The 25,160-nt window shown below is 39.5% G+C and carries 20 protein-coding genes; 16 read left to right on the top strand and 4 right to left on the bottom strand.

What is annotated here, in order from left to right; genetic code table 11:
- The first annotated feature begins 52 nt into the window (after positions 1-52).
- Positions 53-985, top strand: coding sequence for a malate dehydrogenase (gene mdh, locus FRX97_RS03790; RefSeq protein ID WP_147013559.1), 933 nt, complete (start codon positions 53-55; stop codon positions 983-985).
- Between the two features lie 34 nt (positions 986-1,019).
- Here the strand turns inward: mdh and FRX97_RS03785 are convergent, their stop codons facing one another.
- Both FRX97_RS03785 and FRX97_RS03780 read right to left on the bottom strand, forming a co-directional pair.
- On the bottom strand, positions 1,020-1,430 hold the full coding sequence (locus FRX97_RS03785; protein WP_147013557.1) for a thiol-disulfide oxidoreductase DCC family protein: 411 nt from the start codon (positions 1,428-1,430) through the stop codon (positions 1,020-1,022).
- Entirely contained in the window at positions 1,420-3,459 is a 2,040-nt protein-coding gene (locus FRX97_RS03780; RefSeq protein ID WP_147013555.1) for a T9SS type A sorting domain-containing protein, read from the bottom strand. Before FRX97_RS03780 ends, FRX97_RS03785 begins: the two co-directional genes overlap by 11 nt.
- A gap of 80 nt (positions 3,460-3,539) precedes the next feature.
- On the opposite strand from FRX97_RS03780, the gene secDF reads away from it, so the two are divergent.
- Complete coding sequence (gene secDF, locus FRX97_RS03775) at positions 3,540-6,617, top strand: protein translocase subunit SecDF (RefSeq protein ID WP_147013552.1); 3,078 nt, start codon at positions 3,540-3,542, stop codon at positions 6,615-6,617.
- Between the two features lie 321 nt (positions 6,618-6,938).
- Positions 6,939-7,211 (top strand): Sec-independent protein translocase subunit TatA/TatB, encoded by a 273-nt coding sequence (locus tag FRX97_RS03770; protein WP_147013550.1) that lies wholly within the window; start codon positions 6,939-6,941, stop codon positions 7,209-7,211.
- On the opposite strand, the gene FRX97_RS03765 is transcribed toward FRX97_RS03770, so the two are convergent.
- Complete coding sequence (locus FRX97_RS03765; RefSeq protein WP_147013548.1) at positions 7,189-8,163, bottom strand: TolB family protein; 975 nt, start codon at positions 8,161-8,163, stop codon at positions 7,189-7,191. The genes FRX97_RS03770 and FRX97_RS03765 overlap by 23 nt on opposite strands.
- A gap of 181 nt (positions 8,164-8,344) precedes the next feature.
- Here FRX97_RS03765 and FRX97_RS03760 point away from each other — a divergent pair, with 181 nt between their 5' ends.
- On the top strand, positions 8,345-10,534 hold the full coding sequence (locus FRX97_RS03760; RefSeq protein WP_147013546.1) for a glutamine synthetase III family protein: 2,190 nt from the start codon (positions 8,345-8,347) through the stop codon (positions 10,532-10,534).
- Between the two features lie 74 nt (positions 10,535-10,608).
- Here FRX97_RS03760 and FRX97_RS03755 read toward each other — a convergent pair whose 3' ends face one another.
- Complete coding sequence (locus FRX97_RS03755) at positions 10,609-11,319, bottom strand: outer membrane beta-barrel protein (protein WP_147013544.1); 711 nt, start codon at positions 11,317-11,319, stop codon at positions 10,609-10,611.
- Between the two features lie 285 nt (positions 11,320-11,604).
- Here FRX97_RS03755 and FRX97_RS03750 point away from each other — a divergent pair, with 285 nt between their 5' ends.
- The 12 genes from FRX97_RS03750 (at position 11,605) to FRX97_RS03695 (ending at position 25,091) form a co-directional block, all read left to right on the top strand.
- A complete protein-coding gene (locus tag FRX97_RS03750) occupies positions 11,605-13,587 on the top strand; it encodes an OmpA family protein (RefSeq protein ID WP_147013542.1) in 1,983 nt (660 codons plus the stop codon).
- A 61-nt stretch (positions 13,588-13,648) separates the two neighbouring features.
- Positions 13,649-14,821: an AIR synthase related protein gene (locus FRX97_RS03745; protein WP_147013540.1), complete on the top strand. Its 1,173-nt coding sequence runs from the start codon at positions 13,649-13,651 to the stop codon at positions 14,819-14,821.
- A gap of 11 nt (positions 14,822-14,832) precedes the next feature.
- Positions 14,833-15,924, top strand: a complete 1,092-nt coding sequence (gene prfA, locus FRX97_RS03740) for a peptide chain release factor 1 (protein WP_147013538.1) — start codon at positions 14,833-14,835, stop codon at positions 15,922-15,924.
- Entirely contained in the window at positions 15,924-16,718 is a 795-nt protein-coding gene (gene pyrF, locus FRX97_RS03735; protein ID WP_147013537.1) for an orotidine-5'-phosphate decarboxylase, read from the top strand. Before prfA ends, pyrF begins: the two co-directional genes overlap by 1 nt.
- Positions 16,719-16,819: 101 nt before the next feature.
- A complete protein-coding gene (locus FRX97_RS03730) occupies positions 16,820-18,082 on the top strand; it encodes a DUF2851 family protein (RefSeq protein ID WP_147013535.1) in 1,263 nt (420 codons plus the stop codon).
- A 6-nt stretch (positions 18,083-18,088) separates the two neighbouring features.
- Positions 18,089-18,316, top strand: coding sequence for a PspC domain-containing protein (locus FRX97_RS03725; protein WP_223266556.1), 228 nt, complete (start codon positions 18,089-18,091; stop codon positions 18,314-18,316).
- A gap of 10 nt (positions 18,317-18,326) precedes the next feature.
- On the top strand, positions 18,327-19,334 hold the full coding sequence (locus tag FRX97_RS03720) for a potassium channel family protein (RefSeq protein WP_147013533.1): 1,008 nt from the start codon (positions 18,327-18,329) through the stop codon (positions 19,332-19,334).
- A 2-nt stretch (positions 19,335-19,336) separates the two neighbouring features.
- Positions 19,337-20,251: an SDR family oxidoreductase gene (locus FRX97_RS03715; RefSeq protein WP_147013531.1), complete on the top strand. Its 915-nt coding sequence runs from the start codon at positions 19,337-19,339 to the stop codon at positions 20,249-20,251.
- A gap of 49 nt (positions 20,252-20,300) precedes the next feature.
- Positions 20,301-22,373 (top strand): alanine/glycine:cation symporter family protein, encoded by a 2,073-nt coding sequence (locus FRX97_RS03710; protein WP_147013529.1) that lies wholly within the window; start codon positions 20,301-20,303, stop codon positions 22,371-22,373.
- A gap of 143 nt (positions 22,374-22,516) precedes the next feature.
- On the top strand, positions 22,517-23,452 hold the full coding sequence (locus FRX97_RS03705; protein ID WP_147013527.1) for a helix-hairpin-helix domain-containing protein: 936 nt from the start codon (positions 22,517-22,519) through the stop codon (positions 23,450-23,452).
- Entirely contained in the window at positions 23,424-23,945 is a 522-nt protein-coding gene (locus FRX97_RS03700) for an adenine phosphoribosyltransferase (RefSeq protein WP_147013525.1), read from the top strand. The genes FRX97_RS03705 and FRX97_RS03700 overlap by 29 nt, the downstream gene beginning before the upstream one ends.
- A 3-nt stretch (positions 23,946-23,948) precedes the next feature.
- Positions 23,949-25,091, top strand: coding sequence for an acyl-CoA dehydrogenase family protein (locus FRX97_RS03695; protein WP_147013523.1), 1,143 nt, complete (start codon positions 23,949-23,951; stop codon positions 25,089-25,091).
- The last annotated feature ends 69 nt before the right edge of the window (positions 25,092-25,160 follow it).

The raw sequence follows: 25,160 nt of genomic DNA, 5'->3' as shown, positions 1-25,160 counted from the left end.
AAAGATGGGGTTCATTACCTTTGGGCACGAATTTGAATAAAAACTTAATATTATGAAAGTTACTGTTGTTGGTGCTGGTGCTGTTGGAGCAAGTTGTGCCGAGTATATCGCTATGAAAGACTTCGCTTCTGAAGTTGTTTTAGTAGACATCAAAGAAAATTTTGCAGAAGGAAAAGCAATGGACCTTATGCAAACTGCCTCTTTAAATGGTTTCGACACTAAAATTACTGGTTCTACCAACGATTACAGTAAAACTGCAGGTAGCGAAGTTGCAGTAATTACTTCAGGTATTCCTCGTAAGCCAGGAATGACTCGCGAAGAATTAATTGGTATTAATGCTGGGATCGTAAAAGAAGTAGCTGGAAATATTATTAAGCATTCTCCAAACGCCATCATTATTGTGGTTTCTAACCCAATGGATACCATGACCTACCTTGCGCACAAATCTTTAGGTCTTCCTAAGCATAGAATCATCGGAATGGGTGGTGCTCTTGATTCAGCGAGATTTAAATATCGTTTGGCTGAAGCTTTAGGTTGTCCACAATCAGATATCGATGGAATGGTAATAGGTGGTCACAGCGATACCGGAATGATTCCGTTAACCAGATTGGCTACAAGAAATTCTGTTCCTGTTTCTAAATTCATTTCAGAAGACAGACTAAACGAGGTAAAAGAGGCAACTAAAGTAGGAGGTGCAACGCTTACTAAAATGTTAGGAACTTCTGCTTGGTATGCGCCAGGTGCCGCAGTTGCATCTATGGTACATGCTATTGCTACCGATTCTAAGAAAATGTTCCCTTGCTCTTGTCTACTTGAAGGAGAGTACGGTTTAAATGATATCGCTATCGGTGTTCCTGCAATTATCGGTGCGAATGGTATCGAGGAAATCGTTGAGATTGAATTGAACGATGCCGAGATGGATAATCTTAAGGAGTCTGCAGCTGCAGTTTCTAAAACCAATGGTTTATTACAAGCTACTGCTTAATCGGCTAGCTAAAACGATACTAAAAAAGCCCTTCCTAACCGAAGGGCTTTTTTATTTCTATATCCCTTAGGGCTTCGCTTGGTAAATCGCATTCTTCCTTTTTGCCAAACCATCTGTACCTGCTAGAAGCTATTATATCATAAACCCAATTTCTCAATGCTCGGGGAAATATTTTTAGCAGATTCCCCAAGAATCTGTATGGCTGATTTAATCCTTTGGAAAGCGCAATAATTGCATTGCTTCTTTCCAACCACTCTCCCGATTTTGTTACATAGACTACACTTTTTAGGTCCTCAGTACTTTTCCATCCATAGTGGTTAAATAGCTCTTCATCTTGCAAGGCGCCTATTTTAAATGCCTTACCATTTGTATTCTTTGCAATCCATTTCGCTAGATTGGAACAAAGAACACAGTGTCCGTCAATCAGAAGAATGTCAGTTTTCATGTGCAATGATTATTCTTTTTAGGAATGGAGTTGATTGTCCCAGAATCCAGCCTCTGGTTAAGTATAGTCCATTATTTAGGGATAATTCTAAACGGCTAAATCCATCATTGTCGATATGCTTATATATCAACTTACCTTGGAGGTCGAATATTTCCAATTTTTGTAATTCCACTGTAAAATTTAATGCTCCCTTATTTGGATTGGGATAAACCACAATGTCAGCTACTGTGCCATTTGTTTTTGGGAGTTCATGTAAAGGCGCAATTCCACCTGTATACAAGCTGGCTAAAACAGGCCCCTCATTAAATTGAATTAACCGGTGATTTCGACCTATAAAACTATTGCTAGAGGTTTTTAAAGGGTTTGGAAATATATAGGGAGGGAGAGGTGAAATTTTAAATCCCCAGCTCTCTCCATTGGCGAAGGCAAACCATATTTCCTTATTTGCTAAAATACATGGTTTTGGAATAGAAAATATTTCCGTCTCAAGGCTTAATTTAAGATTGGGAACGGCGTATGGCGATTGAAAATTCCCATTGAAAAATATTTTACAATCACCATTGCGCTCCGCCACCAATAAGTCTTCATCTAAATTGTTATCGAAATCATAATTGGTGATATAAATAGGGGAGCCATCCTGGTTTTGCCATTTTAGTGAAGGGGAAGCAAGGGCTAGATTGCTGTCCACCCCTGAGAATTCAAAGAGTTTACCTTGTCCTGAAGAAACCCATAAACTCTTTTTTGTGGTGTTGTATGTAATAGAGGTAGGGTTTAGGCTATCCAGCCTTTGGGTGGAGATATTAGATTTTAGGCTAATTAGAATTGCTTCTTCTTCAAATTTGAGCTGGAATATGGAACCAGTACCATTGGTTTCAGAAGGGCGTGCATAAATAAAACTACTGCCATTTACAGTGAAGGGCATGGGATCTAAACCAAAATCCAACCCCTCCTTTTCTAAGAAATAGTTAGTGTCGAGAAGGGTAGTGTCGGTTTCGAAACTAGCAATAGCAATTTTCCCAAGTAGCTTATTTCGTTTCAGTGAGTTACTGGAGAGCAAAATCTTATTTACAGAATTGGTGGCGTAATGGTATGCCGACGGAAATGAAGGAAGCTCTGTTCCCCCGGGTAAGAATGATTTTGTAGCTATTGCTGAATCTAAGTTCGCGCTATTTTTCACCAAATCCACCTCGGTTAGCTCATCTACCTCTAATTCCCCTAGTAATAGATTCCCGTTCCAAGGCAGTCGAAAAAGGGTGCCACCACTGTGTTTTAAATTCGATCTTCTAATTACACTTAGTGGGCACTTTTCTATACCTAAATCTAATGCTCCACTATCTCCAGATTCTAAAAAAAAGCCATAGCAACCACTTTCAATAGAAAAATCGAAATCGCAGCTTCCATTTTCTTCCATGGCGAAATTTTTATGGAACTCCACTCGAGTACCTGATGATGAAAAACTGTATATATCCAGGTCGCCATCACCATCACTATCCTCAATAAGAGGAATGTCGATGGCATTCACAAAAATGGGTGCGGTAAAGGATTGGGTGCTTAAATTATAGCGGCTCATTAAAATGCGCTCCTCCCTGTCAAATATTATTTGTTGGTTGGATTGCTTTCCTTCTCTTACAAGAACCTTTCCCTCTTTTCCATAAAATAAATCTACTATACCATCGCAATTAAAATCCCTTAGCAAGGCCCAATCAGTTAGAGAGATATTATCAATTGAAATTTGCTGTGGTACATACTGGTTATTCTTTTTTAGAAGGACATAATATCTTTGGTTGGAACGGTCGAAAACAAAGAGGTCTTGTGTGCCATCAGCATCGTAATCGCAGGGTGAAAATTGAGGGTTTAGAAAACCGCCAAAAAATGGCGAAGCCAGGGTGGACCCATCCAGATTTACCGAAAAATTAAAATTTGGTTTAAGGTTGGTGCTTTGCCCTGCACAGTATCCAGAAATAAAAAATAGCCCCAAAAAGAAAGGAATCATTGGAGCTTTAAAGTTTAAATATTGTGTAAAACCCATCGGTTGTTATTAAAACCTTATATCCTATATTTGCCGCCTAAAAATCGAACGAGACGAGTTCTCAATAGTTAACGACAAAAATGCAAAATAAAGGTGCAGTATGGCTGCTAACCATTTTATTAGGGTTAGCATGTCTTTATCAGATTTCATTTTCATGGGTAACTTCTTCATACGAAAAGAAGGCACAAAAGTTCGCTCAAAGTAAAGTTGATTCTGTTAGAGCAGGGGGTCAGGAATTATCCATAGGACAAGCCGATTCAATTAAGAACTACTACGCAGATAAGTTCTTAAAAGACAATGGAAACAAGGAGATTTATCCTGTTTTCGGGTATACCTACAGCGAAGCAAAAGAAATGGAGTTAAATCTAGGTCTGGATCTTCAAGGAGGTATGGCAGTTACTTTGGAGGTTTCTATTCCTGAACTGGTAGTAGCTCTTAGCGGAAACAGCGATAATGAGCAATTCAAACAAGCAATTGAATTGGCAAGAGATCGTCAAACAGATTCTCAAGACGATTTCATTACGCTTTTTGAGAGCGCATACAGCGAAGTTGCACCAGAAGGAAAGTTGGCTGCTATTTTCCACTCTAGAGATAACAAAGACAAATTCCCTAGAGATGCTAGCAACGATGAAATCATCGAAACACTTAGGTTAGAAGCTCAAACTGCTATTGATAATACCGAGCGTATTTTAAGAACTCGTATCGATAAGTTTGGAGTTACTCAGCCGACCATCCAAAAGCAACAATACTCAGGAAGAATCCTTGTAGAACTTCCTGGTGTTAAGGATAAGGACCGTGTAAGAAAAGTACTTCAGAGTACAGCAAACTTAGAGTTCTGGGAAACCTATCAAAATGCAGAGGTTAATCCACTTTTAAACCGTGCTAACGAGGCAATTTCTCGCGCCGAGTATCCTGGGTTAATCGAAGAGTTAAACGAAAGACTTTCTAAAGCAGATTCACTATTAACTGCTCAAAATACTGAAGACGCTGCTGCTGTATCAGCAGCAGCTGACGAAGATTTAGAGGCGCTTTTAGCTGGTTCAGATTCTGCTGAAGCTGATGCTGTGGCAGGTAATAACCCACAAGATCAAATTTCTGATGAAGAAGCAAGAAAGGCGAATCCTATTTTCTCGTTTCTTCAACCTGCAGTTTTCCGTGGTCAAAACGGGCAACTTCAGTTAATGGATGGATCTACTGTTGGTTTTGCTAAATCTACAGATACCGCAGCGGTAAATAAAGCTCTAAAGCATGCCGAAGCCAAAAAGATTTTCCCACGCGATCTTAAGTTTATGTGGGGTTCTAAGGCTGACGCTAACAATTTTGTTACCCTTAGTGCTATTAAAGTGACCACTAGAGATGGTAAGGCTCCACTTGATGGTTCTGTTATTGTAGACGCTCGTCAAGATTTCGACTTTAAAGGAGATGTTGAGGTTTCTATGCAAATGAATGGTGAAGGTGCTTCTAAATGGGCAGATATGACCAAAAAGAACATCGGAAAGCCTATTGCTATTGTTTTAGATAACACTGTTCAGTCTGCACCAGTTGTTCAGGGTGAAATTCCTAACGGACAATCTAGTATCTCAATGGGATCTGGAGCTACAAGAGCAGAGCAAATTGCCGAGGCAGAAGATTTAGCTAACATTCTTAAGGCTGGTGCACTTCCTGCTCCTGCTTCTATTGTTGATGAGTCTGTTGTAGGACCTTCTTTAGGGCAGAAGAATATCGACGCTGGTTTCATGTCGTTCATTATTGCCTTTGTTATTATCCTTTTCTACATGGTGTTCTATTACCGTGGAGCAGGGGTTGTTTCAGATATTGCACTTATCGCCAACTTATTCTTATTAATTGGAGCACTTGCTTCTTTAGGAGCATCGCTAACACTTCCTGGTATCGCTGGTATCGTATTAACTATTGGTATGTCGGTAGATGCCAACGTACTTATTTACGAGCGTGTTCGTGAAGAATTAGCAGGTGGGGCTGGTTTAAAAGCAGCACTAAGCAATGGTTATAAAAAAGCATATGCGGCTATTATCGATGCCAACCTTACTACCTTGTTAACTGCAATTGTTCTTGCAGTATTTGGTTCGGGACCAATTAAAGGGTTCGCTACTACCTTAATCATTGGTATTTTCACTTCGCTTTATTCTGCAATCTTTATTACAAGATTGATCTTTACAGCTAGAGCAGAGGCTAAGAAGCCAATGTCTTTCTCAAGCAAAATCACTCAGAACTGGTTTGCAAATGCAGATTACAAGTTTGTAGCCAACCGTAAGAAATTCTACATCATTTCTGGGGTACTTATCTTAGCTGGATGTATTTCTTTCGCAACAAGAGGATTAAACTTTGGTGTTGATTTTACTGGAGGTAGAACTTACACGGTTAAATTTGACGATGTTGTTGAGTTAGATCCAATTAGAAAGGAATTGAGCGCTGAGTTTGGTGATGCAACAGCAGAAGTAAAAACCCTTGGAGCTAGAAACCAGGTGAAAATTACCACCAACTACTTAATTAATGAGGACGATGCTGCAGCTGATAAATTGGCAGAAGAGAAGTTAAATGCAGGTTTAGCAAGAATCTCTGATAGTTACTCAATTGAAGAATCGAGAAAAGTAGATCCTACCATTTCAGATGATATTGAGCAATCTGCAATTTTAGCCATTGTGTTCTCTTTGATTATCATCTTCGCCTACATCGTATTTAGATTTAGAAAGTGGCAGTTTGGTCTTGGTGCATTATTGGCAATGTTCCACGATGTAATTTTGGTACTTTCTTTCTACTCGCTTCTTTGGGGTATTTTACCTTTCTCTTTAGAGATCGATCAAGCGTTTATTGCTGCAATCTTAACGGTAGTTGGTTACTCAATTAACGATACCGTGGTTGTATTCGATAGAATTAGAGAGTACCTAAGAGAGCGTAAATCTCAAGATAAGCTTACTATCATTAACAAGGCACTTAACTCTACATTGAGCAGAACCATCAACACCTCGTTAACCACCTTTATCGTGTTATTAATGATCTTCATTTTCGGTGGAGAATCAATTAGAGGATTTGTATTCGCCCTTATGGTAGGTGTATTCTTTGGTACTTACTCATCACTTTGCATTGCGTCTCCATCTGTGGTAGACCTAAGTAAAGCAGACTGGGAAGACAAGAAATAATTAAGTAATTACACAAATAAAAAAAGGCTCGAGATTTTCTCGGGCCTTTTTTGTTTTTACCACAATCCAATTTCTTCAATGTGATCCCCGTTGCCTTCGACTTCATTGCCTAAGTCAGGGATTAGCCTGCGCGCTCCGAATATTGTGAAACGCGGAGCAAATCAATTGGTAGGAACATGTAAAACCTACGCCAATAGCAATTATCTATAATCCTTTCATCCTTCATCTCTTCATCCCTCATCCTTCATCAAATAAATTATCTTGAACCCACTTTTCCGTTATTGAATCCCCTCTCTTTTATTGTACTTTTGCCCAAGATTTATGAGCTACTTATTTCTAAATAGCATTTCGGGGGGAGAAATCATTCTGGTTTTCCTTTTTATCCTCATCTTTTTCGGAGCAGATAAAATTCCATCCTTTGCCAGAACTTTCGGTAGAGCTATACGCCAAATGCGCGATGCTACGCAGTCTATTCAAGATGATATCCAGTCTTCGGCTAACGAGGTAAAAAAGGATTTTAATAAAATTCAAAAAGACGTAGAAAAAGAAACCGGAGAACTAAAAGATCGATTCAAAGATCAGACTGGGCTTTAGGAATTTCTACAAACACCGGAGCTTGTTCGTATCTATAACTGCTGTCCGTTAATATTTTAATTTCTTTCGTCTTCCAATTAATTAGGTGGATATTAAAGTCCTCGCCCGCCAAATCAAAACTTTCAACGGCCAACCATTTGCCGTCTGAACTCCAGTCGTGCCAGCCTTCTTGAAAAGACTGTTCGGTCAGTTTCCAACTCTTCCCACCCTTTGGTTTTATTGCAAATAAGGAGTACTTACCGTTTTGTTTGCTTTGATAGGAAATGAAATTTTCGGTTGGATGCCATCGTGGCGGTCCTGCATGATAATTGTGCCATTTTGCTGTGGTATCACTAGTGGGGTATGAAGTAAGTTGTTTAACATTTTGCCCATTTGCATCCATAATAAAAAGTTCATCCTTGTAGTCAGAATTCTTTTTAAATGGAATTTTGGAGCCTCTAAAAACAATTTTATCACCATCGGGAGAAAAGCAAGGGTCGTTTGCGTAGGCTAATCCATGACAAACTTTGGAAATTAAGAATCCAGCTTTATTTAAAATGTAAAAGCAACTATCTACCGTTGGATGAGGATTTACTATTATCTCTTCCCCATTTTTTCTGCTTCCCATCCAGCTATCCCTTAACCTAATGTTGGATACTTGTTCCAGATTGCTGCCATCCCATTTCATTCGATAGAGATAAAAGCAACGATAACAGGTGTCTCTATCCGAAATGAAATAAATCTCATCCCCTACAGCCATGTAGGTCCATGCCACATCACCGTGGTTGGTTAGATTTTTTTTCTGGTTGCCATTTAAATCTATGCTGAAAATTTCATAATTATCCTCATAGATGCTATCTGGCGCCCATACATTATAGGCAACTACATAAGTCTTGGCTTGCTCGGGTTCACTTTTACAGCCCAAAACGAAAATGAGGGTAATTATTATCCCCCAACCGATTAGCTTTTTCATTTCCAAAAGATAGATTTAAAAATAAAACCACCTTAAGGCGGTTTTTAAAGGGGTATTATTACCAGAATGTTAATTTTTTGAGCTTTGCCCTTGATTTTTCAAGGGGTGTTAACGGAAAAAGTGAAAAAATTCATTTTGACCCCTAAAAAAATTACCTTTGCCCCGGTAAAAATTAAAAATCATGTCCAGATTTCGTTTTCTTGCTTTAGAAGAGTTGTTGCGCAGACAACCTATTGATGTTTCCGTTCCTTCGGATAAAATTTCTGATTATTTCGGAACTGAGGTATTTAAATTAGATACCATGAAAGGTTTCCTCTCTAAAGAAGCCTTTGCAAATATTATGGCTTCCGTGGAAACAGGAGCACGTATTGAGCGCAGCGTAGCAGATCAAGTTGCATCTGCCATGAAAGCATGGGCAATGGCAAAAGGGGTAACCCATTATACCCACTGGTTTCAGCCATTAACAGGCGCTACCGCCGAAAAGCACGATTCTTTTTTCGAGCCAACTAGGGATGGTGGTGCTATCGAGAAGTTTGATGGTTCTCTATTAATACAACAAGAGCCAGATGCTTCTTCTTTCCCAAATGGTGGAATTAGAAATACCTTCGAGGCTAGAGGATATACCGCTTGGGATCCTTCTTCTCCAGCATTCATTTTTGAGGATACACTTTGTATTCCAACTATCTTCATCGCATACACAGGCGAGTCGTTGGATAATAAAATGCCTCTTTTAAAAGCGCTTCATGCAGTAGATAAGGCTGCAACTTCTGTCGCTCAATATTTCGATAAAAATGTAAAGAAGGTATCCGCTTCTCTTGGATGGGAGCAGGAGTACTTTTTAGTGGACTCTGCACTTTACAATGCTCGTCCCGACCTTATGTTGGCTGGTAGAGCTCTTTTCGGGCACATCCCAGCAAAAGGTCAGCAGCTTGATGATCACTACTTCGGTTCTATCCCGCAAAGGGTAAAAGCCTTTATGTTGGATTTCGAAACTCAGGCATTACAACTAGGAATTCCTGTAAGAACCAGACATAACGAGGTTGCTCCTGGACAGTTTGAGTGTGCTCCAATGTTCGAAGAGGCCAACTTAGCAAACGACCACAACTTATTGTTGATGGACGTGCTTAAGAAAACCGCTACTAAGCATTATTTCCACGTTTTACTTCACGAAAAGCCTTTCGCTGGATTAAACGGTTCTGGAAAACACAATAACTGGTCACTTAGTACCGATACCGGTGTAAACCTTTTGGCTCCAGGGAAAACACCAAAAACCAACATGGTGTTTTTAACCTACTTCGTAAACGTTATTAAAGCGATTCACGATAATGCAGATATCCTTAGAGCAAGTATTGCTTCAGCTTCTAACGATCACCGTTTAGGAGCAAACGAAGCACCTCCTGCAATAATCTCAACCTTTATCGGTTCTCAGCTTAGTAAATTGTTAGACGATATTGAGCACAATGATTCGTTAGCTCATCCAAGCCCAGAAGATAAAACTGAGTTGAAACTTAACATCGGTAAGATTCCAGAACTACTTCTTGATAATACCGACAGAAACAGAACATCTCCGTTCGCATTCACCGGTAACAAATTCGAATTTAGAGCCGTTGGATCTACAGCCAATTGTGCCGAGGCTATGATTGCACTTAATACAATTGTGGCAAATCAATTAAACGATTTTAAAGCAAAAGTAGACGCAAGAATTGCAGATGGAACTAAAAAGGATGTCGCTATTCTTCAGGAGATTAAAGAGTTAATCAAAGCTTCTAAAAACATTCGTTTCGAAGGAAATGGATATTCAGATGAGTGGGTGAAGGAAGCAGAAAAAAGAGGATTATCCAATATTAAAGATACTCCAAGAGCTTTAGACGTAATGGTTAAAAATGAGACCATTAAACTGTTCGAAGATCTTGAGGTTTTCTCTAAGGTAGAACTACATGCTCGTCATGAAATTAACCTTGAAAACTACACCCGCAAAATCCAGATTGAGTCAAGAATCATTGGAGATCTTGCTCAGAACCACATCATGCCTAAAGTTTTTGAATATCAGAATGAGCTGATTAAAAATGTGAAAGGGTTGATGGACATCTACGGTTCTGGAGATGGTAAAAAAATGGCTTCAACTCAGTTAACCCTTATTCGCGAAATTACCATGCATGTAAATGCGGTTAAGAAGGGGGTAGATGAAATGATTGAAGAGCGCAAAAAGGCAAATAAGCTAGAGAGCGCAAGGGATATGGCTATAGCGTACTGTGATAATGTTAAGCCACATTTCGATGAGATTCGTTATCATGTTGATAAACTTGAAATCCTTGTTGACGACGAGTACTGGCCACTTCCAAAAACTAGAGAGTTATTATTTGCTAGATAAGCTGCTTAAAATAACTGACAATGAAAAACCCGATCCATTTGGACCGGGTTTTTTTGCTTTTAAAGGTTTTAATATCACAAATGCATAACTATTTTTAATCCGGCGCGATTGAATAGTACTTCATCATCATTATCTCGTTCCGTTCTGATCGGTTGATTAACAAACTGTTCGAATTCAGGTCCAAAAGATACTTTCCAGGTCTTGAAAATTGTGGAGGTAAACAGAATATGAGCTTTTACACTTAAACCAAGGCCCGAATTATATCGCTCCTTGTCTTTTCTTCGTTCCCATTTATAATTGTTGCTTGCACCTTTGTCATAGGTGTATAATAGTCGGTTTGCAGCTACTCCAAGACCAGTGGTGATTTGGTTGTCATTCTTTAGGTGGAAATTGTAATTAAAAACAAGCGGGATTTGAATAAAATGAAAACTTCGTTTTTCATAAAATTCTTCTCCTTGTTCGCCTTGTGGAAAAATAAATCCCTTACGAGGATCAATAAAGTTGGGGTGAAGTTCGTATTCATGTTTGTAACCAAAGGAGTGGTAGCCTATACCGCTTTGTATTTCAATGTTCTTCGTTATAGGAAAGGCAACATTAAACTGTCCACCTATTGAGCCTTTTGATTCGGTTTGATAACATGAAAATATTTCACTGGGTACATCAGAATTTTCAAGTCCAGTAACACCGGTAAAAACGGAAAAATTATAATTCAGTTTTTTGCCCATTTGTGCCTGAGCCGTTGCTGTTATAAGTAAAAAGGTGGTAAGGGTAAGTAAATGACGCATGGGATTATGATTGCAGTATTCTGGTAAACTTACCTTACCTTACCGCTACTTTTTTTACTTTTTTCTTTAAGAAGTTGCATTGCTAAAACAAACTTTTTTGAGTTTTTTCAGCTTTAGGGATTCATGATTGAGCGCCGAGATCTATAAAAAAGGTTTGTCTAACCCGCTTGCATTTTGATCAAAATCTTCCACTAAACGAAAATCACCCCCCAATAATTTCAAGTCTTTTCTGTTTATGCCTATAGAATTTTAAATTCGCAGCTACAATTAATTCCGTTCGGAACTATGAAAAATTTATTGGGGCTTATCCCCTTGTTATTTCTTGGTTTTTCGCTTTTAGGTCAAAGTAAAGCTACAGTAAAGGCTAACGAACTTTTTGAGCAAGAAGCATATCAAGAAGCTGTTCAAGCATATAGAGAGGCTTTTTTAAAGGAACCATCTCCCGTGCAAAAGGCGAGAATTGTATTTCAAATTGCAGAGTGTTACCGTTTGGTAAACGATACCGAGAATGCTAAAGATTGGTACCAAAAGTCTATCAAGGCTAAACACAACGACCCCATGCATTATTACCACTTGGGGACTATGCTGCTGAAGGAACAGAAATACAAAGAAGCAATAGAGCAATTTGAGAATTTTCAAAGTGCAGAACCCAATAGCGTGCTTGGAGCAAATGGAATAAAATCTGCCAAAGCAGCAATGGAATGGGGCGACAAACCAACCCGTTGGGTGGTAACCAATGAGGAGGTTATTAACTCATCGAGTATGGATATGGATCCCAGTTTCCTGGATAAGAGAAATACTACGCTAGTTTTTACTTCCTCCAGAGAAGGTTCTACAGGTAAGGATATTGATGTAAGGACGGGAGAGAATTTTCAAGATCTGTGGTTTACAGAAAAGGATAGAAAAGGAAGGTGGTCCGAACCCGCTTTACTAGATCCAACCATTAATACCGAGGTTAATGAAGGATCTGCGGAGTTAAACGCCAAAAGAAATACCATTTATTTTACTCGCTGCCCAATTGAGAAAAAAGAAAAGGTGGGTTGTAATGTTATGAAAGCAACCTATGTGGGTGGGAAGGTGAGTAACATCACCAAAGTAGAGCTTAAAAAAGAAGGTCAGGAGAAATTTACCGTAGGACAGCCTACTGTTGATAAGAAAGAGGAAGTGTTGGTATTCTCCTCTGATTTAGAAGGTGGTCAAGGTGGAAACGATCTTTGGATGATCGTTTACGATAAAAAAGCTAAGGAATGGTCTGAGCCTAAAAATCTAGGTCCTAAAATCAATACGCCAGGAGAAGAGTTGTTTCCTTTCCTTCACGATGACGGGTCTTTATACTTCTCATCGGATGGTCATGTTGGAATGGGCGGACTAGACATTTTTGTTTCGCAGTCTATCGGAGAATTTAGATGGGGCGATCCAGAAAACTTAAAAGCTCCAATGAACTCTAGCTTCGATGATTACGGTATCGTATTCAACAAAACCAAAAAAGAAGGATTTTTCTCTTCAAACCGCGAGGGAGGAAGAGGTAAAGACGATATTTATTCGTTCTACTATCCACCAATGGTCTTTGCACTTCAAGGAACGGTTATGGATAGAGAATCTGGTCAGCCAATAGAGGGTGTAACGGTTGAAGTTACCGGATCTGACGGATCGGCTTTTTCGGCTATCACTGACGCAATGGGGAGCTATGCGTTTGGAGAAAATGGACTTCAACGTTATATCAACGAAGATGTAAACTACTCTATATCAGTGCGCAAGCAAGATTACCTGATAGCCAAGGATAGAATATCTACAGTTGGGGCTCAGGAGTCCATGACCTTTGTTTTAGACTTTTTACTTCAATTCTCACCCCCTAACAAGGCGATTGAGCTTCCAGAAGTGTTGTACGAGTTGGATAAAGCGACTTTGTTACCACAATCGAAAGATTCACTAGACTTTTTATACAAGATTCTTGTAGACAACCCAACTGCCGTTATTGAGCTAAGAGCACATACCGATAGCCGCGGAGATGATAAGTACAACATGGAGCTGTCGCAAAGAAGAGCACAATCTTGTATCGATTATTTGGTATCTAAGGGCATTGCCCGCGATAGAATGGTTGCCAAAGGATTTGGGGAAACAGATCCAAGAATTACCGATGAAGAAATTAAATACTATCCTACTGACGAGGCCAAGGAATTGGCGCACCAACAGAATAGAAGAACAGAGTTTGTGGTTTTAAATTTCGACTACGTTCCAAAAGACAAAATTGAGTCGGGGAATAAGTAGCTTGTTTAACTAAAATATTACGGCAGTTCTGCATTTAATGCGGGATTGCCTTTTTTCATTTATGGAAGCGGATAAGAAATACAAATTAAGAGGAGTTTCTGCAGCAAAAGAAGATGTTCATGCTGCGATAAAAAACATAGATAAAGGGTTGTTCCCAAAAGCCTTCTGCAAAATAGTTCCAGATATCCTAGCAGGGAGCGAGGAACACTGTACGGTAATGCATGCTGACGGTGCCGGAACCAAATCTAGTTTGGCATACATGTACTGGAAGGAAACCGGTGATCTATCCGTTTGGAAAGGGATTGCTCAGGATGCGCTTATCATGAATCTCGATGATTTAATTTGCGTTGGAGCTACCCAAAATATTTTGGTTTCATCTACGATTGGTAGAAACAAAAACCTAATTCCAGGTGAGGTAATTAAAGCCATAATAGAAGGTACAGAAGAGTTACTTTCAGACCTAAGAGAATTGGGGATAAGCATTTATTCTACTGGAGGAGAAACCGCCGACGTAGGTGACCTTGTAAGAACCATTATTGTGGATTCTACCGTAATCTGCCGCATGCCAAAATCAGCTGTGGTAGATAATAAAAACATTAAAGCGGGTAACGTAATTGTTGGTTTAAGTTCTTCGGGGCAGGCTTCTTACGAAAAGGAATACAACGGCGGTATGGGAAGTAATGGATTAACTGCCGCTCGCCACGATGTGTTTGCAAAGGAATTAGCTAAAAAATACCCTGAAAGTTTCGACCCTGCGGTTCCGGAAGAGCTGGTTTATTCGGGAGGGAAATCGCTTACAGAAAAGGTAGATGGAGTTCCTTTGGATGCAGGAAAAATGGTGCTTTCACCTACACGTACCTATGCTCCGATTTTTGTTGAAATACTTAATCAGCACAAGGACAAAATCGATGGTATAGTGCACTGCAGTGGAGGTGGACAAACAAAAATCTTACACTTTGTAGATGATCTGCATATCGTGAAAGATAACCTGTTTCCTATTCCTACCTTATTTAAAATGATACAGGAAGAAAGTCATACCGATTGGCGCGAAATGTATCAGGTATTTAACATGGGGCACCGCATGGAGGTGTATACCGATGAAACCACAGCGCAATCCATAATAGAGATTTCTAAATCCTTTAATGTGGATGCACAAATTGTGGGAAGAGTAGAACCTGGTAAAGGAGGCAAAAGTCTCAGCATCCAAGGTGAAAAAGGAAATTTTGATTATTAAGAATTGAAATAATGAGTCAATTACTCGACAAGTTACAAGCGATTAAAGAGAAGTGGGAAGAGGTTGGTAAAATGATTGTCGATCCCGATATCATTGCCGATAATAGCCGCTATGCCAAGCTTAGTAAAGAATATAAAGATCTGGAAGAGACCGTTAAAAAGTACGATGAGTACAAAAACGTAATCGACAATATAGCTTCGTCTAAAGAGATTTTATCCACCGAAACCGATCCAGAGTTTAAGGAAATGGCCGAAATGGAGTTAAAAGATCTTGAGGAGCAAAAGGAAAAGCTTGATGATGAAATTAAGTTCATGCTTATTCCCAAAGATCCCGATGATAACAAGAACGTTATCATGGAGATTAGAGCAGGTACCGGAGGAGATGAAGCCAGTATTTTCTGCGGAGATTTATTCCGAATGTATTCGTACTTCATTGAAAAAAGAGGTTGGAAACAAGAAATCATGTATGTCAACGAGGGTACTTCGGGTGGATACAAAGAGGTTTCCTTTCAAATTTCTGGCGACGATGTGTATAGCTGGATGAAGTACGAATCTGGAGTACATCGTGTACAACGAGTTCCGAAAACAGAGTCTCAGGGAAGAGTGCATACTTCGGCATCAACGGTTGCAGTGTTACCCGAAGCCGAAGAAATCGATTTTCAACTGAATATGGCTGATGTAAAGAAGGATACCTTTAGAGCATCAGGAGCGGGTGGTCAGCACGTAAATAAAACTGAATCTGCCGTTCGTTTAACACACATTCCAACGAATACGGTTGTAGAATGCCAAGATGAGCGCTCTCAGATTAAAAACAACGAAAAGGCTTTAAAAATGCTTCGAACAAAACTCTACGAAGCGGAAGTTGTTAAAAGAGAGCAGGAGCAGGCGGCAGAAAGAAAATCACAAGTTTCTACCGGAGATAGATCGGCAAAAATTAGAACGTATAACTTTCCACAAGGAAGATGTACCGATCACAGAATAGGCTTAACGCTTTATAACCTAGATAATATCATGAATGGTGATATTACAGAGATTTTAGAGGCGCTTAAACTGGCGGATAACATGGAGAAGCTAAAAGCTGGTTTAGATAATAATATGGTTTAATGACAAGAACTGAATTAATACAAAATATCAGGGATAAGGAGTCGTTCCTTTGTGTAGGACTGGACACAGATATTCAAAAAATCCCAGATCAATTTAAGAAGGAGGCCGATCCCATTTTTGCCTTTAATAAAATGGTTATCGAGGCGACTTCCGATTTTGCGGTTGCGTATAAGCCTAATCTTGCGTTTTATGAAAGTCTTGGACCTAAAGGGTGGGAAAGTCTTCAAAGAACAATGGAGATCATTCCCAAGAACATATTTACCATTGCCGACGCTAAAAGAGGAGATATTGGCAATACTGCAGAAATGTATGCCAAAACCTTTTTCGAATGGCTGAATTTTGATTCAGTTACTTTGAGCCCCTACATGGGAAAAGACTCGGTAACGCCCTTTTTAAAGTACGAAGATAAATGGGCTATAGTGCTAGGAATAACTTCAAATCCTGGGGCTGTGGATTTCCAGTTTCAACCCATTGCTAACTCTTCAGATTTATTATTCGAAAAAGTGATTAAACACGCTATTTCATGGGATAATTCAGATCGAATTATGTTCGTGGCTGGAGCAACACGAGGCGAAACATTAGCAAAGGCCAGAAAAGCAGCGCCAAATCAATTCTTTTTGGTGCCAGGTGTTGGTGCTCAAGGCGGAAGTTTAGAGGATGTTTGGCAACATTGCAAAAATCCAGACATTGGACTTCTGGTTAATTCGTCCCGAGGTATAATTTATGCCGGAGATGAAAAAGCTGTTCATAGTGCAGCAGAAAAATTGAGAAACGAAATGAAAGCCCTTATGTAAAGGGCTTTTTTTATATCAGTTTGGCTCATTTTAATGGGGCTTCATCCAGTGGTTTTCAAGATTTGATTAAAGTGTTATCTTAGTTTACCCAAGCCCCAGCCATGAAAATCTCCGAGGAATTCATCTTTTACGTATGGAAACATCGTAGGTTTACTTCTACTACTTTGCCAGGAGTAAATGGAGAACGCATTACAGTGAAGAAACCAGGTATTTTAAATAGCAATGCTGGTCCCGATTTTTTGCATTCTGAAATTGAGGTGGATGGCAGAACTTGGCATGGTTCAGTAGAAATTCACTGTAAAGCTTCAGACTGGATAAAACATCAACACAAAGGCGATCCCAAATACAATAATTTAATTCTACATGTGGTCTGGGAAAATGATATTGAAATTCCAGAATTATCTTCCGTACCAACGCTTGAGATAAAATCGCTGGTATCGGATATTACCCTGGAGAACTATCAAAATTTGCAATTACCCTATCAATTTATCCCCTGCGAAACCAGAGTAGATGAGTTAGACGATTTTATCGTTTCCGCCTGGTTGAATAGAATGTTGGTGGAGCGGCTAGAGCATAAAACTAAATCCATTCAAGACGATTACCTTAACCTCAGGTCTAATTTAAACGAGTCGTTTTATCGACTGATGGCAAAAGGCTTTGGTCAGAAAATTAATGAAACGGGATTCGATTTATTAACCAGAAACCTACCCTTAAAAATTGTACTTAAACACGCAGATAAATTAGCAGACATAGAAGCGTTGCTTTTTGGGGTAGCAGGATTGCTTAATAATCAGGATGATACTTATGCTCAAGGTTTGTTGCATAGGTATTCTCACTTGAAATCTAAGTATGGTTTAGAGGAAATTTCGGTGGGTAGTTGGAATTATATGAGGTTGAGGCCTGCCAATTTTCCCGATGTTCGCATAGCCCAATTTGCAGCGGTAATTGCTAAATCTGGCGACTTCCTTCAATTGCCAAATTACACTCCAGATTTTAAGGCACTAAAACAATTGCTTAGCGTAAAAGCATCCGTTTATTGGAATAATCATTATCGATTTGGAGTTGAATCAGACCACAAGGTGAAGTGGATTTCCGATGGCTTTTTTCAGCATTTGTTAATTAATGTTTTTGTTCCTTTTGTCTTTTACTACAAAAGAAGAACAGGTGGTGCATCTTTTGAGTGGGTTAGCGACATCTTAAATCGCTTGCCTGGTGAGGACAATAAAGTGTTACGGGTAATGCAATCTGCTGGATTTGAGAATAACACTGCAGGAAAATCCCAAAGTTTATATCATCTTTACAACACCTATTGCTCTCAAAGTAAATGTTTATCTTGTGCAATCGGAAATGCCGTCCTTAGTTAAATAGAGATGATAAATAAGATATTAAACTACTTCGAAAAACAAGCTTTTGGCGTGTGTGCCTGGTGGGGAGAAAAGCTTGGAATTTCTTCTCAAAAGGTTAGGCTTAATTTTATTTATTTCTCATTTATTACCCTTGGTTCGCCTTTGCTGATATATTTAATCATGGCATTTATCCTAGAACACAAAGAATATTTTAAATTCCGCTCCAAAAAAGGTTCCATTTGGGAATTGTAAACTGAGGAATTTGAGGACCAGATTTCAAATTTTTTCTAGACTATTTTACTCGCTTAGCCTGCTGGCCGGTGTTTTTATTATTGGAACACTTGGGTATAGAATTATCGAAGGATACGATTGGCTCGACGCCTTTTATATGACTTTGATAACGGTTTCCACCGTGGGTTATGGGGAAGTGGCCCCACTAACTGTAGCGGGTAAAGTATTTACATCGTTTATTATACTTATTTGCTTCGGTACCTTTGCCTATGCAATCAGTTCCATTACTAGTTATCTTGTAAATGGTGAGTATAAACGCTACACTCGATTAATTAAAAAACAGCGCATGATAGAAAAGTTAGATAATCATATCATAGTTTGTGGTTATGGTAGGGTAGGAAGACAAGTTGTTACCGAGCTAAAACAAAATAAAGAGCGCTTTGTAGTAGTGGAAACCAAACAGGAAATCTTTAACCTTAACGATGTGCGCGGGGGGATTATTCCTGTTTATGGTGATGCTACTAAGGATGAAATTCTTAAGGAGGCGGGTATTGAAAAGGCAAAAGCCGTAATAACAACGCTACCTAATGACGCCGACAACTTATATGTCGTTCTAAGTGCGAGAGAGCTTAATCCAAAGGTTAAAATTATTGCACGAGCTTCTCGTTTCCCATCTGTAAAAAAGATGCGTGTTGCAGGTGCGTCAAACGTAATAATGCCAGATTCTCTGGGGGGTGCCCATATGGCGCTTTTGGTGTTAAATCCAGATACGGTAGATTTTATCGATCAACTATCCATACATAAACCCAATAGCCCAAGCTTGGTGGAAATCGATTTTAATAGTAGATCCGAAAGCACCTCATTTGGGGCACTTAAAGATTTAACAGCTGATGTAACTCTTCTGGGTGTTAAAAAAGCCAATGGAGATATTCTAATTTCTCCCAAAGAAGATTTGATGGTCGAAAAAGGGGAGAAGTTATTCGCCATTGCCAACCACGATGTGGTTACGGAGTTTAAGAACCAAATCGCAAAAATTTAAATATGCGAATTCTAGTCACTGGGGCAAATGGTTTGCTCGGACAACGTTTCCTGCACCTTTGTTTAGAGCAAAATATCGATGTACTTGCCACATCTAAAGGAGAAAGCAGGTTATACAACTTACCAGCCGTAAAATATAAGTCGCTAGATATAACCAATAAAGCGGAGATAGAGGAGTTGGTTCATGAGTTTAAGCCAGATGCAATACTTAATACAGCCGCATTAACCCATGTAGATGTATGCGAAGATAACAAGGAGCTTTGTTGGACAATTAATGTAGACGGAGTTAGAAATCTTCTCGAAATCTGTCAATCCCATAACATTTACCTTTCCCATATATCCACCGATTTTATTTTTGATGGAAGTAAAGGGATTTATAAAGAGGATGATGCTCCAAATCCAGTTAATTACTATGGAGAAAGTAAACTAGAGGCCGAAAAGGTCCTGCAAAGTTCAACATACAAAAGGGTGTCCATCCTAAGAACAATACTGGTTTACGGTTTCGTGCCTAACTTGTCAAGGACGAATATTATTCTGTGGCTAAACGATACTTTGGGTAAAAAACAAGCGGTGAATATGGTCGACGACCAATTCCGAATGCCAACCTACGCGGACGATTTAGCGCATGCATGCCTAAATGCCTGTAGTTTAAATGCCGAGGGTGTGTTCAATGTTTCAGGGCCAGAATATATTTCTGTTTACGATTTAGCGATTTTGGTTGCCGATGTATTTGGGCACGAGAAGGAACTTATAAATAAGTCCAAATCCCAAGCATTTAGTGATAAAGCACCCCGTCCTCCTAAAACAGGTTTTGACCTATCGAAATCAAGAGAATTTTTAAATTATCGCCCCCATAGTTTGAGAGATGCTTTAACTCAAACCAAGCTGCAAATCCAAGATTTTAAAAACAAAAACTAAGCTATCCATTAGCTAAGCTATATTTTTGAATCCTTCAAATAAAAACCATATGAATTTAAAGGCACTTTGTGGAGTTGTCGTTTTATCAATTTTATCAATTTTTAATTTAAGCGCAGAGCCGTTAAAAGTAAGGGTTGAAAAGGTAAATCCTAATGGAGAAATTAACAATGCCAAGGCATTTGCTATCGTTTCTGGTGGAGTTGCTCCCTATCAGTATAAGTGGTCGGTGCAATCAGTTCCGTTAACATCCGATTCTTGTTGGGGAATTACCGAAGGGTCGGCATTTACTTTAACGGTTACTGATGCAAAGGGTAATAAGCAAAGCCTTTCTGACGTAGTAAGCACTACCTCTGCACCAGAGTGGTTAAACTCTTCCTTTGTTCCCATTGTTAATGCCATGACCACGGTGTTCTTCTGGGATCCGTTAGATGCTTTGGGGATCAGAGATCCGCAGGTGTTGCAGGAAGAAGAACGTGTTATTCCGCCTTTCTGGGCAAACGATAATATCGAAGAAATGTATCTGCAAGATTGGGCTGTTGCCGATGGAGCAGACGTTAAAGAAGGTCAGTTCCTAGCAACTGTAAAAAGAGGTTCTGGGAAGATTGATTCTGTTTATGCTCAGCATAATGGAATTCTCGAAATTCTTATCCCTAAAGGTGGTGTAATTAGAAATCAAGAAACCCAGGAAGAGGAAGTAAAGGTTGGACCAACCCTTCTGGGATTGGTGAAATTACACGAACCCAAACCGGTTTTTCATCCTAATGGCGACAAGAAATCTCAAGGAGTTCCAATCATTGTTATTTGGTTAGTATGTGGGGCTTTGTTCTTTACAATTCGCATGAAGTTTATCAATTTCAGGGGAGTAAAACATGCTATAGAACTGGTACAAGGAAAATTTGATAATCCGAATGACAAAGGTGAGGTTTCGCACTTTCAAGCCCTAACAACTGCGCTTTCTGCAACGGTGGGATTAGGAAACATAGCAGGGGTTGCCGTAGCAATTTCTCTTGGTGGTCCAGGAGCCACCTTCTGGATGATATTAGCTGGATTAATGGGTATGGCTTCCAAATTTGTGGAATGTACACTTGGGGTTAAATACCGTGAAATCAACGAAGCTGGTGAAGTTTCAGGTGGTCCGATGTATTACCTAACAAAAGGTTTAGAAAAAAGAAACCTAGGTAAGTTGGGGAAGATGCTTGCGGTCTTGTTTACCATACTGTGTATTGGAGCTTCTTTCGGTGGAGGTAACATGTTCCAAGCCAACCAAGCTTTTGCTCAGGTAAGTAACCAGTTCCCTTCTTTAGCTGGTTATGGAACTTGGTTTGGGGTAATTTTATCTGCTCTTGTCTTTATTGTTATAGTTGGTGGTGTTAAAAGTATTGCACGTGTTACCGACAAGATTGTACCATTTATGTGTGGTATATATGTTCTATTCTCCCTGATTATTATCTTCATGAACTTCGGAAATATAGGTGATGTATTCGGCGAAATTATTTCTGGAGCTTTCGAAGCACCAGCTATTCGTGGTGGTATAGTCGGAGTATTGATAATTGGTTTCCAAAGAGCAGCATTCTCCAATGAAGCTGGTGTGGGTTCTGCGTCCATCGCTCACTCCGCCTCTAAAACCGATGAGCCTGTTAGTGAAGGAATAGTAGCATTACTTGAGCCATTTGTAGATACGGTATTGGTTTGTACCATGACAGCCTTGGTTTTAGTATTCACCGGTTATGCTGATGGAACTAGTGGTTTAAATGGATCGGAATTGACTTCCGCTGCCTTTAGTGAAGTATTCCCTTGGTTTTCATGGGTGTTGATGGTGGCAATCCTGCTTTTTGCATTCTCTACAATGATCAGTTGGTCCTATTACGGACTAAAGGCTTGGACCTTTGCGTTCGGAAATAGTAAAAAAGTAGAGCTAATCTATAAGGTAATTTTCTGCGGTTTCGTAATTATTGGATCTTCTGTAGGACTGGGTGCAGTGCTAGACTTTTCAGATTTAATGATTCTAGGAATGGCTTTCCCAAACATTGCCGGATTGGTAATTATGTCTGGAGAGGTTAAAAACGACTTAAAAGACTACATGGCTCGAGTAAAGTCAGGTGCCATAAAGCGTTTTAAATAAAAAGAAAAGGAAATCTTGATAATTAAAGACCGGTTGAGTTACTCAATCGGTCTTTTTGTTTTTGGGAGTTCGCAGCTTGTGCTCAAAGCATCCTTTGTAAAGGCTTAGTTGGTTTTTTACTATCTTTTTATAAATCCTACCACATGAAAAGATGGTTTAAACTTTCTTCCTGGGAAGCAAAGGGGCTCATGTCTCTTAACCTATTAATTGCTTTTTTAATTCTATATCGAATAGGCATTGGTAGATTTTCAACTCTCGATAATGATCTTATTCAGCGGCTAGATTCCATTGAGCTTTTCTTAATTCAAAAGGAGCAAAATCTCCAAAATAAAATTACCTCGCTGGATACAACTCAAATTGTAGAAAGAAAAACATTAGAGAAAAAGAAGGGTAGTGCTAGAAAATTAAAATTTCAATCCTTTGATCCCAATAGAATTTCCGCAACGGAATTATTCCAGTATGGAATAAGCAGGAAGCAGGCTGCGACCTTTGTGAATTTTCGTAATGCACTTGGCGTTTATACTTCCGTTGAGGAATTTGAAAAGTTAATGGGTTGGGATTTAGAAGCTAAAAAAGCTCTTAGTCAGTTTGCGGTATTTAATGATAGCCCTAATAATATAAGTAAGGAGGCTCCGATAAAAACGAGTCCTTCAAAAGTCCTGTTAAATAGCGCGGATACTTCAGCACTAAAGAAGCTAAAGGGTATCGGTTCGGTACTGGCAAAAAGAATTTTGGCCTACCGAAGTCTTTTGGGCGGATATATTCAAAGGGAGCAGCTGTTTGAAGTTTGGGGGTTGGATAGCGCTTGTATTCAACATAATTGGAAATCATTTGTAATTGATACCCTTTACATTGAAAAGATGGACATTAATAGCGTGGATTTGGAGCGATTAAAAAGACATCCATACATAACCTATAAATTGGCAAAGGCCATTATTTCGTATCGAAATCAACATGGAAATTATTCAGCAATCGAACAAATCATGAATTCTGTGTTGATTGGTCGGGAGGATTATCTTAAAATTGCCCCTTATTTGACGATTTCGAAAAGTGGAGCAAAGATTACAAGCAGCGATTAGAAATATTCCAGATTTCCCAAAACCTGGAATTCAGTTTAAAGATATCACTCCAATTTTTCTGGACCCCGAACTCTTTCGCGACCTTGTTAAAAGATTTGCTCAAGAGTACAAGAAATATAGTCCCGATGCCATAGTGGGTATTGAAAGTAGGGGTTATTTGGCAGGCCCAGCAATTGCATTGGAATTGGGTATACCTTTTGTCTTGATAAGAAAGAAAGGAAAACTACCTGCAAAAACAATTTCTCACACCTACAGTTTAGAGTACGGTACCGATGTGGTAGAGGTGCATGAGGATGCGATTGCGCCGGGTTCTAAGGTCATTGTTCACGATGATCTTTTGGCAACCGGTGGTACTGCCGAAGCAGCAGGCCATCTAGTTGAAAAGTGTGGATCAACGCCAGTGTTGTTCTCCTTTATTGTTGAATTGAATTTTTTAAATGGAAAAGAGCGCCTAGAAAAGGTAGCTCCATGTCATAGTATAATAACATATTAAGGTATGAATTTTAACTACAGTGAAAGTCAGAATATGATCGCACAAATGGTGCGTGATTTTGCGGAGAAGGAGATTAAGCCCAAGCTAATGGAATGGGATGAATCACAAGTTTTTCCTATCGAAGTATTTAAGAAACTTGGGGAGTTAGGTCTTTTGGGAGTTTTAGTTCCAGAGCAGTACGGTGGAAGCGGATTATCATATAAAGATTATGTAATTGCCATCAAAGAATTAGCTTCAGTTTGCGGTTCCATAGGTTTGTCTATGGCAGCTCATAATTCACTTTGTACCGGTCATATTTTACAATTTGCTAACGAAGAGCAGAAACAAAAATGGCTTCCTAAATTAGCAACAGGAGAGTGGATTGGAGCTTGGGGACTTACCGAGGCGAACACCGGGTCGGATGCCATGCGTATGCGTACCACGGCTAAAAAAGATGGAGAGTACTGGGTAATTAACGGAGCTAAGAACTGGATTACGCACGGAATCACTGGAAATGTAGCAGTTGTGTTAGTAAGAACAGGAGAGCTTTTAGACTCTCACGGGATTACAGCATTTGTGGTTGAAAGAGGGACACCTGGGTTTAAAGCGGGTAAAAAGGAAGACAAATTAGGAATGAGAGCTTCTGAAACCGCTGAGATGATTTTCGAAGACTGTCGCGTTCACGAGTCTAATATTCTAGGAGAAGTAGGAGAGGGCTTTATCCAGGCGATGAAGGTATTAGATGGAGGGAGAATTTCTATTGCAGCATTATCATTAGGGATAGCGAATGGTGCCTATAAGGCGTCTGTTCAATATGCAAAGGAGCGTGAGCAGTTTGGTAAAGCTATTGCAAATTTCCAGGCCATTGCATTTAAACTAGCCGACATGGCAACCAAAATTGAGGCAGCCGAATTACTTACATTACAAGCTGCAGCAATGAAGGATAAAGGAGAGAAGATAACTAAGGAGGGAGCTTTTGCCAAGTATTATGCCTCTGAGGTAGCTGTGGAGGTATCTACTGATGCCGTACAGATTTTTGGTGGATATGGTTACACTAAGGAGTATCCAGTTGAGAAATTCTACCGAGATAGTAAGTTATGTACTATTGGAGAAGGTACCTCAGAGATTCAGAAACTAGTAATTTCTAGAGAAGTACTAAAAGATTAAAATAAATTGGTGAGGTGGGAAAATATACTACCTTTGCCGCCACATTGATTGAAAGGAGGTATAGCGCAG

Source organism: Luteibaculum oceani, from assembly GCF_007995015.1.
GTDB classification, from domain to species: domain Bacteria; phylum Bacteroidota; class Bacteroidia; order Flavobacteriales_D; family Luteibaculaceae; genus Luteibaculum; species Luteibaculum oceani.
The sequence above is the reverse complement of the archived record's forward strand: the minus strand, read 5'-3'. Positions and strand labels throughout refer to the sequence as shown.